The 14,282-nt window shown below is 62.4% G+C and carries 15 protein-coding genes; 11 read left to right on the forward strand and 4 right to left on the reverse strand.

Annotated features, from left to right (window positions below):
- The first annotated feature begins 72 nt into the window (after nucleotides 1–72).
- Both BLU37_RS09850 and BLU37_RS09855 read left to right on the forward strand, forming a co-directional pair.
- Nucleotides 73–303 (forward strand): hypothetical protein, encoded by a 231-nt coding sequence (locus BLU37_RS09850; protein ID WP_010452028.1) that lies wholly within the window; start codon nucleotides 73–75, stop codon nucleotides 301–303.
- The gene (locus BLU37_RS09855) at nucleotides 300–602 is read left to right on the forward strand and encodes a cell division protein ZapA (RefSeq protein WP_090204446.1); all 303 of its coding nucleotides are present in this window, start codon (nucleotides 300–302) and stop codon (nucleotides 600–602) included. Before BLU37_RS09850 ends, BLU37_RS09855 begins: the two co-directional genes overlap by 4 nt.
- A 194-nt stretch (nucleotides 603–796) precedes the next feature.
- Here BLU37_RS09855 and BLU37_RS09860 read toward each other — a convergent pair whose 3' ends face one another.
- Nucleotides 797–1,837 carry a threonine aldolase family protein gene (locus BLU37_RS09860; protein ID WP_090204449.1) on the reverse strand — a complete coding sequence of 347 codons (1,041 nt, stop codon included), beginning with the start codon at nucleotides 1,835–1,837 and terminating at the stop codon, nucleotides 797–799.
- A 294-nt stretch (nucleotides 1,838–2,131) separates the two neighbouring features.
- Here BLU37_RS09860 and BLU37_RS09865 point away from each other — a divergent pair, with 294 nt between their 5' ends.
- The 7 genes from BLU37_RS09865 to fdhA all read left to right on the forward strand — a co-directional run bounded on the left by BLU37_RS09865 (nucleotide 2,132) and on the right by fdhA (nucleotide 11,293).
- Nucleotides 2,132–3,385, forward strand: coding sequence for a serine hydroxymethyltransferase (locus tag BLU37_RS09865; RefSeq protein WP_090204452.1), 1,254 nt, complete (start codon nucleotides 2,132–2,134; stop codon nucleotides 3,383–3,385).
- A gap of 23 nt (nucleotides 3,386–3,408) precedes the next feature.
- Complete coding sequence (locus tag BLU37_RS09870) at nucleotides 3,409–4,659, forward strand: sarcosine oxidase subunit beta (protein ID WP_010452017.1); 1,251 nt, start codon at nucleotides 3,409–3,411, stop codon at nucleotides 4,657–4,659.
- A 156-nt stretch (nucleotides 4,660–4,815) separates the two neighbouring features.
- Nucleotides 4,816–5,148, forward strand: coding sequence for a sarcosine oxidase subunit delta (locus BLU37_RS09875; RefSeq protein WP_010452015.1), 333 nt, complete (start codon nucleotides 4,816–4,818; stop codon nucleotides 5,146–5,148).
- A complete protein-coding gene (locus BLU37_RS09880) occupies nucleotides 5,145–8,162 on the forward strand; it encodes a sarcosine oxidase subunit alpha (protein WP_090204455.1) in 3,018 nt (1,005 codons plus the stop codon). The genes BLU37_RS09875 and BLU37_RS09880 overlap by 4 nt, the downstream gene beginning before the upstream one ends.
- 119 nt (nucleotides 8,163–8,281) lie before the next feature.
- Complete coding sequence (locus BLU37_RS09885) at nucleotides 8,282–8,914, forward strand: sarcosine oxidase subunit gamma (RefSeq protein WP_019360888.1); 633 nt, start codon at nucleotides 8,282–8,284, stop codon at nucleotides 8,912–8,914.
- 104 nt (nucleotides 8,915–9,018) lie between these two features.
- Nucleotides 9,019–9,876 carry a formyltetrahydrofolate deformylase gene (gene purU / locus BLU37_RS09890; protein WP_090204458.1) on the forward strand — a complete coding sequence of 286 codons (858 nt, stop codon included), beginning with the start codon at nucleotides 9,019–9,021 and terminating at the stop codon, nucleotides 9,874–9,876.
- A 217-nt stretch (nucleotides 9,877–10,093) separates the two neighbouring features.
- Nucleotides 10,094–11,293, forward strand: a complete 1,200-nt coding sequence (gene fdhA / locus BLU37_RS09895) for a formaldehyde dehydrogenase, glutathione-independent (protein ID WP_010452010.1) — start codon at nucleotides 10,094–10,096, stop codon at nucleotides 11,291–11,293.
- Nucleotides 11,294–11,345: 52 nt separating this feature from the next.
- On the opposite strand, the gene BLU37_RS09900 is transcribed toward fdhA, so the two are convergent.
- The 3 genes from BLU37_RS09900 to BLU37_RS09910 form a co-directional block, all read right to left on the reverse strand.
- Nucleotides 11,346–11,801 carry a DUF3757 domain-containing protein gene (locus BLU37_RS09900; RefSeq protein WP_232000492.1) on the reverse strand — a complete coding sequence of 152 codons (456 nt, stop codon included), beginning with the start codon at nucleotides 11,799–11,801 and terminating at the stop codon, nucleotides 11,346–11,348.
- Nucleotides 11,802–11,892: 91 nt separating this feature from the next.
- Nucleotides 11,893–12,153 carry a short-chain dehydrogenase gene (locus BLU37_RS09905; RefSeq protein ID WP_090204461.1) on the reverse strand — a complete coding sequence of 87 codons (261 nt, stop codon included), beginning with the start codon at nucleotides 12,151–12,153 and terminating at the stop codon, nucleotides 11,893–11,895.
- Nucleotides 12,154–12,470: 317 nt separating this feature from the next.
- Entirely contained in the window at nucleotides 12,471–13,052 is a 582-nt protein-coding gene (locus BLU37_RS09910) for a hypothetical protein (protein WP_090204464.1), read from the reverse strand.
- 186 nt (nucleotides 13,053–13,238) lie between these two features.
- Between BLU37_RS09910 and BLU37_RS09915 the strand changes: the two genes are divergently transcribed.
- On the forward strand, nucleotides 13,239–13,583 hold the full coding sequence (locus tag BLU37_RS09915) for a type II toxin-antitoxin system prevent-host-death family antitoxin (protein WP_010452006.1): 345 nt from the start codon (nucleotides 13,239–13,241) through the stop codon (nucleotides 13,581–13,583).
- On the forward strand, nucleotides 13,583–14,242 hold the full coding sequence (locus BLU37_RS09920; RefSeq protein ID WP_090204467.1) for an AAA family ATPase: 660 nt from the start codon (nucleotides 13,583–13,585) through the stop codon (nucleotides 14,240–14,242). The genes BLU37_RS09915 and BLU37_RS09920 overlap by 1 nt, the downstream gene beginning before the upstream one ends.
- Nucleotides 14,243–14,282 lie beyond the last annotated feature (40 nt).

A 14,282-nucleotide genomic window follows, 5' to 3' on the forward strand; every position in this document is an offset into this window, starting at 1 on the left:
TTTTTCCCTGGCAAACCGAGGGGCTTTTCTTTATCGTACGCGCCCTTTGAAACTGCCCGAGAGATCAAGAACATGTTGGAGACTTCCCTCAATCAACTGGAGCAACTGGTCAGCGAGCTGGTGCAGCAGAAACAGGAACTCTTGAAGGCCAACAGCGCATTGAGCGCCGAGCTGGCCCAGGCCAAGGATGAAAACGAAAGCCTGCAACTGAGTCTGATGGAGCAGGAAGAGAAGCATGGCGCCACCGCCGCCCGTATCCAGGCGCTGGTCGAGCGCGTCAGCGCAGGTCCTGTCAGCGCATGAGAGCCAGCAACGACGGCGTGACCGTCATCTCTATTCTCGGCGAAGAGTATTCGATCAAGGCACCTGCCGGGCAGGAGCAGACCTTGCACGATGCGACCCAGATGCTCAAGACGGCCCTGGTCGACACCAAGAAGAAGTTTCCCACGTTGATTGGCGAGCAGTTACTGGTCCTGGCGGCTCTGAATCTGTGTTCCCAGCGGATCGAGGATCAGCGCGAACACCGCGAGGTGCTGGCCCGTTATCAGGAACAGGTCAGCGCCACGGTCGACGTGATTTCGAAAACCATCGGGCAGAACTGAGTCGCACGACGTTCGCTGGTCGATGACTGGGTGGTGTCAGTTCCACGGGTAACTGGAAATGGCGCCCGTCCTCGGTTGTTCGGGTTCACTCGGTGAGCCTTATGCGATAGAGACCGGGAACCTCTGTTTTCAGGATCCAGCCGTATCTGAGCGCTCCCGTATTGCGCGGGAGCACGGTCTTCAAGGTGTTTTCTTCAGGCGGACATGACCTCGCGGATATCCGCCGCCAGTTCCCGCACCCGCGCTTCCTCGGTATCCCACGAGCACATGAAGCGTGCCCCACCCTTGCCGATGAAGGTATAGAAGCGCCAGCTCCGGGCGGTCAGGGCGGCAATCGCCGGTTCCGACAGTTGCAGGAACACACCGTTGGCCTCGACCGGGAACATCAGTTCCACGCCGGGGATGTCCTTGACCAGACTGCTGAGCAGTTGCGCGCAATGGTTGGCATGGCGGGCGTGCTTGAGCCAGGCGTCGTTTTCCAGCAGGCCGACCCACGGCGCCGACAGGAAACGCATCTTCGAGGCCAGTTGCCCGGCCTGCTTGCAGCGGTAGTCGAAGTCTTCCGCCAGGTCGTGGTTGAAAAACAGGATCGCCTCGCCCACGGCCATGCCGTTTTTCGTCCCGCCAAAGCACAGCACGTCGACCCCGGCTTTCCAGGTCAGGTCGGCCGGTGAGCAGCCGAGGAAGGCGCAGGCGTTGGAGAAGCGCGCGCCGTCCATGTGCAGGTGCAGGCCCAGCTCCTTGCAGGTGGCGCTGATGGCGCGGATTTCATCCGGGGTGTAGACGCTGCCGACTTCCGTGGCCTGGGTCAGGGTCACGACCCGTGGCTTGGGGTAGTGGATGTCCTGACGCTTGAGGGCGATTTCGCGGATGGACTCGGGGGTCAGCTTGCCGTTTTCAGTGCGCGCGGTGAGCAGCTTGGAACCGTTGGAAAAGAATTCCGGGGCGCCGCATTCGTCGGTCTCGACGTGGGCGGTCTCCGAGCAGATCACGCTGTGGTAGCTTTGGCACAGCGACGACAGGGCGAGGGAGTTGGCGGCGGTGCCGTTGAAGGCGAAGAACACCTCGCAATCGGTTTCGAACAGCTTGCGGAAACCGTCAGCGGCGCGCTGGGTCCACTCGTCGTCACCGTAGGCGCGTTGGTGGCCGTGGTTCGCCTGTTCCATGGCGGTCCAGGCTTCTGGGCAGATACCGGAATAGTTGTCGCTGGCGAATTGTTGGCTCTTGTCGGTCATGGCCCGGTCCTTATGGTCGTTTACGACGTGCACTGTAACCAGAATCGACGTCAGCGCACAGGTACAGTTGCCGTAGGAAAACCCTCTATTTTGCGGCATCCCGACAAGCCCACCCGTCAGCGGTTTTTGTTTCCTCATCCATGCGCGCCAGAGCATGTCGTAAATGCACCCTTGCAAGGCGTGCGTAGGCATTTGACGCGTCTGCGCCGGTCATACCATCGCTATCAAAGGACACCGCCGAACAGGCAGGTCCCACCAATAAAGAAATGGCGCACTGCCGCTGGGAGAGACGCGATGTTCAGCAAGCAAGACCAGATCCAGGGTTACGATGATGCACTGATGGCGGCCATCAATGCCGAAGAGCAGCGCCAGGAAGATCACATCGAACTGATCGCGTCGGAAAACTACACCAGCAAGCGCGTCATGCAGGCCCAGGGCAGTGGCCTGACCAACAAATACGCCGAAGGCTACCCGGGCAAGCGCTACTACGGTGGCTGCGAGCACGTGGACAAGGTCGAGGCCCTGGCCATCGAGCGTGCCAAGCACCTGTTCGGCGCCGACTACGCCAACGTCCAGCCTCACTCCGGCTCCTCGGCCAACGGCGCGGTGTACCTGGCACTGCTGCAGGCCGGCGACACTATCCTGGGCATGAGCCTGGCCCACGGCGGTCACCTGACCCACGGCGCCAAGGTGTCGTCGTCGGGCAAGCTGTACAACGCCGTTCAATACGGGATCGACACCAATACCGGCCTGATCGACTACGATGAAGTCGAGCGCCTGGCGGTCGAGCACAAGCCGAAGATGATTGTCGCCGGTTTCTCCGCCTACTCGAAAACCCTCGATTTCCCACGTTTCCGTCAGATTGCCGACAAGGTCGGTGCACTGCTGTTCGTCGACATGGCCCACGTCGCCGGTCTGGTCGCAGCCGGTCTGTACCCGAACCCGATCCCCTTCGCCGACGTGGTCACCACCACCACTCACAAGACCCTGCGCGGTCCGCGTGGCGGCCTGATCCTGGCCAAGGCCAACGAAGAGATCGAGAAAAAGCTCAACGCCGCGGTATTCCCGGGTGCCCAGGGCGGCCCGCTGATGCACGTGATCGCCGCCAAGGCCGTGTGCTTCAAGGAAGCGCTGGAACCGGGCTTCAAGACCTACCAGCAGCAAGTGATCGACAACGCCCAGGCCATGGCCGACGTTTTCGTCAAACGTGGCTACGATGTAGTGTCCGGCGGCACCGATAACCACCTGTTCCTGGTCAGCCTGATCCGTCAGGGCCTGACCGGCAAGGACGCCGATGCGGCCCTGGGCCGTGCCCATATCACCGTGAACAAGAACGCCGTGCCGAACGACCCGCAGTCGCCTTTCGTCACCTCCGGCCTGCGTATCGGTACCCCGGCAGTCACCAGCCGTGGGTTCAAGGTCAGCCAGTGTGTCGAACTGGCCGGCTGGATCTGCGACATCCTCGACAACCTCGGCGATGCCGACGTCGAAGCGAATGTTGCCAAGCACGTGGCGGCCCTGTGCGCGGACTTCCCGGTTTATCGCTGAGAGCGGTTTTGGAGTAAATGACTATGCAACGCTATTCGGGCTTCGGCCTCTTCAAGCACTCTCTCAGCCATCATGAGAACTGGCAGCGCATGTGGCGCACGCCGACGCCGAAAAAGGTCTACGACGTGATCATCGTCGGCGGTGGCGGGCATGGCCTGGCCACTGCCTACTACCTGGCCAAGGAGCACGGTATCACCAATGTCGCGGTGATCGAGAAGGGCTGGCTGGGCGGCGGCAACACCGCCCGCAACACCACCATCGTGCGCTCCAACTACCTGTGGGACGAATCGGCGCACCTGTACGAACACGCGATGAAACTGTGGGAAGGCCTGTCCCAGGACCTCAACTACAACGTGATGTTCTCCCAGCGTGGCGTCTACAACCTCTGCCACACCCTGCAGGACATCCGTGATTCCGAGCGTCGGGTCAGCGCCAACCGCCTCAATGGCGTCGACGGCGAACTGCTCAACGCCCAGCAGGTGGCGGACGAGATCCCGTACCTGGACTGCTCGAAGAACACCCGTTACCCGGTACTGGGCGCCACCGTCCAGCGTCGCGGCGGCGTGGCCCGTCACGATGCCGTGGCCTGGGGCTTCGCCCGCGGTGCCGACGCCCTGGGCGTCGACCTGATCCAGCAGACCGAAGTGATCGGCTTCCGCAAGGAAAACGGTGTGTGCATCGGCGTCGAAACCAACAAGGGCTTCATCGGCGCCAAGCGCGTCGGTGTGGTCACCGCCGGTAACTCCGGGCACATGGCGAAACTGGCCGGCTTCCGCCTGCCACTCGAATCCCACCCGCTGCAGGCGCTGGTGTCCGAGCCGATCAAACCGATCATCGACAGTGTGATCATGTCCAACGCCGTTCACGGCTACATCAGCCAGTCCGACAAGGGCGACCTGGTGATCGGTGCCGGTATCGACGGCTACAACGGCTACGGCCAGCGTGGTTCATACCCGGTGATCGAGCACACCATCCAGGCCATCGTCGAAATGTTCCCGGTGCTCTCGCGGGTGCGCATGAACCGCCAGTGGGGCGGCATCGTCGACACCACGCCGGACGCCTGCCCGATCATTTCCAAGACCCCGGTCCCGAACATGTTCTTCAACTGCGGTTGGGGCACCGGCGGCTTCAAGGCCACCCCGGGTTCGGGCAACGTCTTCGCCGCCAGCCTCGCCAAGGGCGAGATGCACCCGCTGGCCGCCCCTTTCTCCATCGACCGTTTCCATAACGGTGCGTTGATCGATGAACATGGCGCTGCAGCGGTCGCCCACTAACAAAGACCTCATGAAAACTACTGCGCTCGGCAATACGGCGTTAAAAACAGGCTCGAAATGCTCACTTAGTAAACTAAGCTCCGCTTTCTCACCTGTTTTTGCCTTGTCTTGCCTTCGCTCGCTACGTTTTCAAGAGGCTTGAGAGGAGAAATCCCCATGTTGCATATCTTCTGTCCTCATTGCGGCGAACTGCGCTCCGAAGAGGAATTCCACGCTTCCGGCCAGGCGCATATCCCACGTCCGCTGGACCCCAACAACTGCACCGACGCGCAGTGGGGTGACTACATGTTCTTCCGCGACAACCCGCGCGGGCTGCACCACGAACTCTGGGACCACGTCGCCGGTTGCCGCCAGTACTTCAACGTCACCCGTGACACGGTGACCTACGAAATCCTGGAAACCTACAAGATCGGCGAGAAGCCTCAATTCACCGCTGCCAAGGCGGAAAGCTCGAAAGCGCCCGGCGTGGCTGTGGGAGAAAAGGTATGAGCCAGGTCAATCGCCTGTCCAACGGCGGTCGCATCGATCGCAACAAAGTCTTGAACTTCACCTTCAACGGCGAGAGCTACAAGGGCTTCGAGGGTGACACTCTGGCCGCCGCGCTGCTGGCCAACGGTGTCGACATCGTCGGCCGCAGCTTCAAGTACTCCCGGCCACGGGGCATCTTCGCCGCCGGTGCCGAAGAGCCGAACGCCGTGCTGCAGATCGGTGCCACCGAAGCCACCCAGATCCCCAACGTGCGGGCTACCCAACAGGCGCTGTACCAGGGCCTGGTCGCCACCAGCACCAACGGCTGGCCGAGCGTCAACAACGACGTGATGGGCATTCTTGGCAAGGTCGGCGGCAAGCTGATGCCACCGGGTTTCTACTACAAGACCTTCATGTACCCGCAGTCCTTCTGGATGACTTACGAAAAGTACATCCGCAAGGCGGCAGGTCTGGGCCGTTCGCCGACCGAGAACGACCCGGACACCTACGACAACATGAACCAGCACTGCGACGTGCTGATCGTCGGCGCCGGCCCTGCTGGCCTGGCCGCCGCCCTGGCCGCTGCGCGCAGCGGTGCGCGGGTGATCCTCGCCGATGAACAGGAAGAGTTCGGCGGCAGCCTGCTCGACTCCCGCGAAAGCCTCGACGGCAAGCCGGCGGCCGAGTGGGTCACCAGCGTCATCGCCGAATTGAAGGCACTGCCGGACGTGCTGCTGCTGCCACGGGCCACCGTCAACGGCTACCACGACCACAACTTCCTGACCATCCACGAGCGCCTCACCGACCACCTCGGTGATCGCGCGCCGATCGGCCAGGTGCGCCAGCGTATCCACCGGGTGCGCGCCAAGCGTGTGGTCCTGGCGACCGGCGCCCACGAGCGTCCGCTGGTCTACGGCAACAACGACGTGCCGGGCAACATGCTCGCCGGTGCCGTCTCGGTGTATGTCCGCCGCTATGGCGTGGCACCGGGCAAGAAACTGGTGCTGAGCACCAACAACGACCACGCCTACCGCGTCGCGTTGGACTGGCTCGACGCCAGCCTGCAGGTAGTAGCGATCGCCGACGCCCGCAGCAACCCACGTGGTGCGCTGGTGGAAGAGGCTCGCGCCAAGGGCATTCGTATCCTCACCGGCAGCGCCGTGATCGAGGCCCGTGGCAGCAAGCGCGTGACCGCAGCCCGGATCGCCGCGATCGACGTCCGCGCCCACAAGGTCACCAGCCCCGGGGAGTGGCTGGACTGCGACCTGATCGCCAGCTCCGGCGGCTACAGCCCGGTGGTGCACCTGGCGTCGCACCTGGGCGGCAAGCCGGTCTGGCGCGAAGACATCCTCGGTTTCGTTGCCGGTGAAGCGCCACAGAAACGCGTCTGCGTCGGTGGCCTCAACGGTGTCTACAGCCTGGCCGATACCTTGGCTGATGGTTTCGAAGGCGGCGCGCGCGCAGCCAGCGAAGCCGGCTTCAAGACCGTCGAAGGCGTACTGCCCAAGGCCCTGTCCCGTCAGGAAGAACCGACCCTGGCGCTGTTCCAGGTGCCCCATGAAAAAGGCACCGCACGGGCTCCCAAGCAATTCGTCGACCTGCAGAACGACGTCACCGCCGCCGCCATCGAACTGGCGACCCGCGAGGGCTTCGAGTCGGTCGAGCACGTCAAACGTTACACCGCGCTGGGCTTCGGCACCGACCAGGGCAAGCTGGGTAACGTCAACGGCCTGGCGATTGCTGCTCGTTCGCTGAATGTGACCATCCCGCAGATGGGCACCACCATGTTCCGTCCGAACTACACGCCGATCACCTTCGGTGCGGTGGCCGGCCGTCACTGCGGGCATATCTTCGAGCCGGTGCGCTACACCGCCTTGCAGGCCTGGCATGTGAAACAGGGGGCCAAGTTCGAGGACGTCGGCCAATGGAAACGTCCCTGGTACTTCCCGCGCAACGGCGAAGACATCCATGCGGCGATCAAGCGTGAGTGCAAGGCCGTGCGCGACAGCGTAGGCCTGCTCGACGCCTCGACCCTGGGCAAGATCGACATCCAGGGCCCGGATGCCCGCGAGTTCCTCAACCGCGTTTATACCAACGCCTGGACCAAGCTGGATGTGGGCAAGGCCCGTTACGGCCTGATGTGCAAGGAAGACGGCATGGTCTTCGACGACGGCGTGACCGCCTGCCTGGCCGACAACCACTTCCTGATGACCACCACCACCGGCGGGGCGGCGCGTGTCCTGCAGTGGCTGGAGCTGTACCACCAGACCGAATGGCCGGAGATGAAGGTGTACTTCACCTCCGTGACCGACCACTGGGCGACCCTGACCCTGTCCGGCCCCAACAGCCGCAAACTGCTCCGCGAAGTCACCGACATCGACCTGGACAAGGACGCGTTCCCGTTCATGACCTGGAAGGAAGGCCTGGTGGGTGGCGTACCGGCGCGGGTGTTCCGGATTTCCTTCACCGGCGAACTCTCCTACGAGGTCAACATCCAGGCCGACTACGCCATGGGCGTGCTCGAACAGATCGCCGAGGCGGGCAAAAAGTACAACCTGACCCCGTACGGCACCGAGACCATGCACGTGCTGCGGGCCGAGAAGGGCTTCATCATCGTCGGCCAGGACACTGACGCCTCGATGACCCCGGACGACCTGAACATGGGCTGGTGTGTTGGCCGCACCAAACCGTTCTCCTGGATCGGCTGGCGTGGGATGAACCGCGAGGACTGCGTGCGTGAGGATCGCAAGCAACTGGTCGGCCTCAAGCCGATCGATCCGACCCAGTGGCTGCCGGAAGGTGCGCAACTGGTGTTCGACACCAAGCAGTCGATCCCGATGAAGATGGTCGGTCACGTGACCTCCAGCTATGCCCACAACTCCCTTGGCTATTCATTTGCCATGGCGGTCGTGAAGGGCGGGCTCAAGCGCATGGGCGAGCGAGTGTTCGCGCCCTTGGCCGATGGCCGGGTGATCGAGGCGGAGATCGTTTCCTCGGTGTTCTTCGATCCGAAAGGTGATCGCCAGAACATCTGATGCAACGACTCCAGGTTGGGGCGGACTCTGGTGGGAGCCGGCTTGCTGGCGATGACGTCAGCACAGCACCACAGGATCCGCCATCCACCGAAAAACAGAATTCAATACAGGTGTTTCACATGAGCACAGCCAACGTTTACCAGCAACGCCCGACTTCCGGGGCCAAGGCCGAGTCGTCGTTGCACCATGCCGATCTCGCCAGCCTGGTGGGCAAGGGCCGCAAGAACGCCGGTGTGACCGTGCGGGAAAAGAAACTGCTCGGCCACCTGACCCTTCGTGGCGATGGCCATGACCCGGCTTTCGCTGCGGGCGTGCACAAGGCCCTGGGCCTGGAACTGCCAGCGGCGCTGACCGTCGTCGTCAAGGGCGAGACCAGCCTGCAATGGCTGGGCCCGGACGAGTGGCTGCTGGTGGTCCCGAGCGGTGAAGAGTTCGCCGCCGAGAAGGCCCTGCGTGAAGCGCTGGGCGACCTGCACATCGCTATCGTCAACGTCAGCGGTGGCCAGCAACTGCTGGAACTGAGCGGCCCGAACGTGCGCCAGGTGCTGATGAAGTCGACCAGCTACGACGTGCACCCCAACAACTTTCCGGTGGGCAAGGCCGTGGGCACGGTGTTCGCCAAGTCGCAACTGATCATCCGTCACACCGCCGAAGACACCTGGGAACTGGTGATCCGCCGCAGCTTCTCGGACTACTGGTGGCTGTGGTTGCAGGATGCGTCGGCCGAGTACGGCTTGAGCGTCCAGGCCTGATCTCGAAAACACACCGCCTCCTACAAGGGCGGTGTTGCCCATGAGCGCAGGGATTTCGCGATCAACCGCCTGGGCGGTTATCCCACAAAAACAGGAGTCACCCGATGAGCCGCGCCCCCGATACATGGATTTTGACCGCCGACTGCCCCAGCGTGCTCGGCACGGTGGATGCGGTGACCCGCTTCCTGTTCGAGCAGGGTTGCTATGTCACCGAGCACCATTCGTTCGATGACCGCCTCTCGGGGCGGTTCTTCATTCGTGTGGAGTTCCGCCAGCCCGGAGGCTTCGACGAGGAGCTGTTCCGCGCAGGCCTGGCCGAGCGTGGCAAGGCGTTCGGGATGATCTTCGAGCTGACCGCGCCGAACTACCGGCCCAAAGTGGTGATCATGGTCTCCAAGGCCGATCACTGCCTCAACGACCTGCTCTACCGTCAGCGGATCGGCCAACTGTCGATGGACGTGGTCGCGGTGGTGTCCAACCATCCCGATCTCAAGCCCCTGGCCGACTGGCACGACATTCCCTACTACCATTTCCCCCTCGACCCCAACGACAAACCGGCCCAGGAGCGGCAGGTATTGCAGGTGATCGAGGCGTCCGGTGCCGAGCTGGTGATTCTTGCCCGCTACATGCAGGTACTGTCGCCGGAACTGTGCCGCAAGCTCGATGGCCGGGCGATCAACATCCATCACTCGCTGCTGCCCGGTTTCAAGGGCGCCAAGCCGTATCACCAGGCCTACAACAAGGGCGTGAAGCTGGTGGGGGCCACCGCGCACTACATCAACAACGACCTGGACGAAGGCCCGATCATCGCCCAGGGCGTGGAAGTGGTGGATCACAGCCATTACCCCGAGGACTTGATCGCCAAGGGCCGGGATATCGAGGGACTGACCCTGGCGCGAGCGGTGGGCTATCACATCGAACGGCGGGTGTTTCTCAATGCCAACCGGACGGTGGTTCTCTGAGTCTTTTTGGGGGCCTTCGCGGATGAATCCTGCTCCCCTAGGGATCGGTTTTTTCCACAAAACGCGTCAACACCGAAGACCTGTGGGAGCCGGATTTATCCGCAAGGAAATCTGACAAACAACGCAGTCAAAAAAAGACACACGCACAACCCCGAGCAATCAACGCGCTGCCCCCTGGCAACGCGCCGCTACATAAAAACAACAGCGAGGTGAAAGCATGTCTGGCAATCGTGGTGTGGTGTACCTTGGCAATGGCAAGGTAGAAGTACAGAAAATCGACTATCCGAAAATGCAGGACCCGCGTGGCAAGAAGATCGAGCACGGGGTCATCCTGCGCGTGGTCTCCACCAATATCTGCGGCTCTGACCAGCATATGGTCCGCGGTCGTACTACGGCCCAGGTGGGTCTGGTGCTGGGCCACGAAATCACCGGCGAAGTGGTCGAGAAGGGCAGCGACGTCGAGAACCTGAAGATCGGCGACCTGGTGTCGGTACCGTTCAACGTCGCCTGCGGCCGCTGCCGTTCCTGCAAGGAACAGCACACCGGCGTCTGCCTGACAGTCAACCCGGCCCGTGCCGGTGGTGCCTACGGTTATGTCGACATGGGTGACTGGACCGGCGGCCAGGCCGAGTACGTGCTGGTGCCTTACGCCGACTTCAACCTGTTGAAACTGCCGGATCGCGACAAGGCCATGTCCAAGATCCGCGACCTGACCTGCCTCTCCGATATCCTGCCGACCGGCTACCACGGTGCCGTCACCGCCGGTGTCGGCCCAGGCAGCTCGGTGTACATCGCCGGTGCCGGTCCGGTCGGCCTGGCCGCTGCCGCTTCGGCCCGCCTGTTGGGCGCCGCGGTGGTGATCGTCGGCGACGTCAACCCGGTGCGCCTGGCACACGCCAAGGCCCAGGGTTTTGAAATCGCCGACCTGTCCAAGGACACCCCGCTGCATGAGCAGATCGCTGCGCTGCTGGGTGAGCCGGAAGTGGATTGCGCCGTCGACGCCGTGGGCTTCGAAGCGCGTGGTCACGGCCATGAGGGCGTCAAGCACGAGGCTCCCGCCACCGTGCTCAACTCGCTGATGGGCGTGGTGCGGGTGGCCGGCAAGATCGGTATCCCGGGCCTGTACGTGACCGAAGACCCGGGTGCGGTGGACGCTGCGGCGAAAATCGGCAGCCTGAGCATCCGTTTCGGCCTGGGCTGGGCCAAGTCCCACAGCTTCCACACTGGTCAGACGCCGGTGATGAAGTACAACCGCCAGTTGATGCAGGCGATCATGTGGGATCGCATCAACATTGCCGAGATCGTCGGTGTGCAGGTGATCAGCCTGGACGATGCGCCCAAGGGCTATGGCGAGTTCGATGCCGGTGTACCGAAGAAGTTCGTGATCGACCCGCACAAGTTGTTCAGCGCGGCGTAGATCGGTAGCTGAAAAAAGGGCGACTACGGTCGCCCTTTTTACGTTCAGCCGGTTACTGCGCGCCTGTTACGGCACTGTATTCAAATCCACAGCGATTGGCTTCCCTGCTCTGGCAAAAGCCATCTTTCCAGTCGGTATCCGGGCTGGGTTTCCAATTCTGGACGCCCTTGAGCGTCAGGCGGATCGCCGCGTCCCCATCGCCCAGGTAGTCACAGATTATCGCCTGGGTACTGTCCTTGTAGCTGGCGCTGTCGAAGGCGACTTTGTAAGGCTTCTGGGTCTCCGGATTTTCGCCCATCCAGTAACCCATTCCGGGGATAGAAGCCTGGTAGACGTAACCGTTGTCGGTGGCCGTCTGTTCGATGGCCTCCGGGCGTGGGCAGGCGGCGGTCAGCACGGGAGTGTCGGCATAGGCCTGACCCGTGAGCAGCAGGATAAGCATCGCAAGGCTGGTTGAAAGTCTGTTCCGCATGAGTCGGTACTCCCTTCCGTTGTCTTGGGTCTCCATGGTGAATTGCCCGGGAGGGGAGCGGCTACTGTCAGATTTGACAGGTTTTTAGGTTGTTTTGAAATAACCGGCCGGGGGTTTAGCCCTTTCCTCAGGCCCGCAACCTCCAGCCCAGCACATCCATCAAGTCGCAACCATCGCGCAGCACCATTGCCGGTAGTTGGAGGATCTGCTGGAAGTCGATGTCATTGGCATTGTGCAGTTCGATGCGGGCCAGGGATTCGAGCATCTGCGTCGCCGCTCGGATACGTGCGGTAGCATTGGCGTGGAGGACATCGAGCGGGCTTTCGGAATCGATCAGCAGGCTGGGGACCAGGCAGTCGATGGCGGTAAGGGGAATGTACTTCGTCATGGATAAAACCTCGGGAGTTTAGGACGAGGCCACCGCGTTTCTATCTCCGAAATAAGGGTGGCAGCTGTACGCAGGTTGGCGAACCGGACACTACTCCCAAACCGGCAGACCCGAAGGTCTCCCGCGCACAGCCGCCATAGTGCAACTTTGCGGATACGATTGCGCCTGCAAACCAGCACGGGGCCTTCGCATGAAGTAGTGTACAACGAGTCGCCAAACTCGTATCGCCAATGAGGGCGACTGCCGGACTATAAGTCGCAGTCTTTCCCGTCAACAAGGTAGCGAAAGGCCCACATTGTAAGCATTCGTTTAACCCTTCAGCGCTGCGGCTCCGCCTTCGCGGTGCTGACACGTTGGCAGAACTCCGGATAGAAACCTGCGCTACTCGGTTCGCGGCAGTAATCGCGGGCCTGGGCCAGTGTCTCGCGGCTGAACCGGAGCTCGCGGGGCATGCTGGCGAAGGTGGTGTAGCCGCCTTGTTGGGTCTTGATGGCGTCGAAACCGTCCATGTCGTAAACCAGCTCGACATCATCGTCGGCGACGATCCGGGCCTTGATGGTTACCTGGTGATACGACTTGCCCCCCGGTGCGCTATTCACCGCCGCCAGGCCCTGGCCGAGCGTGCGCAACAGGCGCGGAACCCAGGCTTCGTCGTCGCCGGCAACGGGCTGCGGCTGGTAGAGAATGGTCAGTTTCTGCGACTCGCGGCTGATCTCGGTCAGTGCCGGGTCGGTGCGCTTGACCCGGTGTTGCAGGGTCAGCCAGGCATTGTCTTCGTTGCTGATGTTTTCCGGACGCGCTGGGTCCAGCGGGCCGCGTTGGCATTCGTTGATGCCAAAGGCAATTGCCAGGCCCATCAGGATGAGTGCGAGGGCGCCGCCGCCGATTTTCACGTCCATGTACAGAGTCTCATGAGGGGGAGCCGTACTCTACTGCACGGCATCGCCGGCAGCCACTGCGTGACACCGCGCGTTTCCCGGCCTGCGCCGAGCCGCACAGGGAAAATGGCCTTGTATGGCAAAAATAGCCAAAATATCGAGGGGTTGTTATAGTGATCTGGCCATCCCCGCTTGCGAGCACACGCCATGATTGCCCTGCCTGATCTTCTCGATTTGCCGCGCCAGAATGCCTCCCAGGTGAAGAACAAGTGGGCCGACGTCGTTCGTCTGGTGCACCAGACCGGCAGTGTCGCGGTGACCAATCACTCCACGGTGGAGATGGTCCTGCTCGACGCCGAGACCTATCAGCAACTGACCGCCCAGGTGCAGGCCTACAAGGCGCGCGAGCAATCGGCGCTGGATGAATTGACCCAGCGTTTCGAGACGCGCCTGCAAAGTCTGCAGCAACCCCAGGCAGCCCAGGGCGTGCGTTCGCTGCTGGCGGCCAAGGGCAAGCTGGCCCGGCGGCCGAAAGCCGGCTCCACGTTCTGATGTCGGCGACGTCCGCCAGCGAGCGGCCGTTCGTGTTCGTTCTGGCCGGTGTCAACGGCGCCGGCAAGAGTTCGGTCGGCGGTGCGCTGCTCGCCGAACATGGCCTGGACTGGTTCAACCCCGACACCTTTGCCCGCGAGCTGGCGGCTTCCCTGGGCATCGATATGGCCAAGGCCAACGGCCTGGCCTGGGAACAGGGGCGCCAGCAACTGGAAAGCGCCCTGCGCGCGAGGCGCAACTACGCTTTCGAAACCACTCTGGGCGGCAACACCATTGCCCTGATGCTGGCCCAGGCCACGCGCACCCACGATGTGGTGATGCTGTTTTGCGGCCTGTCCTCGCCGGAGCAGCATCTGCGCCGGGTAGGCCTGCGGGTCGCTCGTGGTGGACACGATATCCCGGAGCAGAAGATTCGCGAGCGCTGGGTCAAGTCGCGGCTCAACCTGATTATCCTGATGCCCTACCTGGCGCATTTGCAGGTGTTCGATAACAGCACCGACGTCGAACCGGGTGAAGACATTCCCGACCCGCAACTGCTGCTGGAAATGGCCGACGGTCAATTGCTCTATCCCGATCCGCAGGACGGCCAGGCCCTGCAAGACACGCCCGAATGGGCTCGGCCGATATTGCAGGCGGCCATCGAGCAGCTTCCCGGCTGACGATAAATCGGCGGCCCGCTGCGGTTGATTGCCGGGCGTG

Origin of the sequence: Pseudomonas asplenii (genome assembly GCF_900105475.1) — a bacterium.
In the GTDB taxonomy this organism is placed as follows: Bacteria; Pseudomonadota; Gammaproteobacteria; order Pseudomonadales; family Pseudomonadaceae; genus Aquipseudomonas; species Aquipseudomonas asplenii.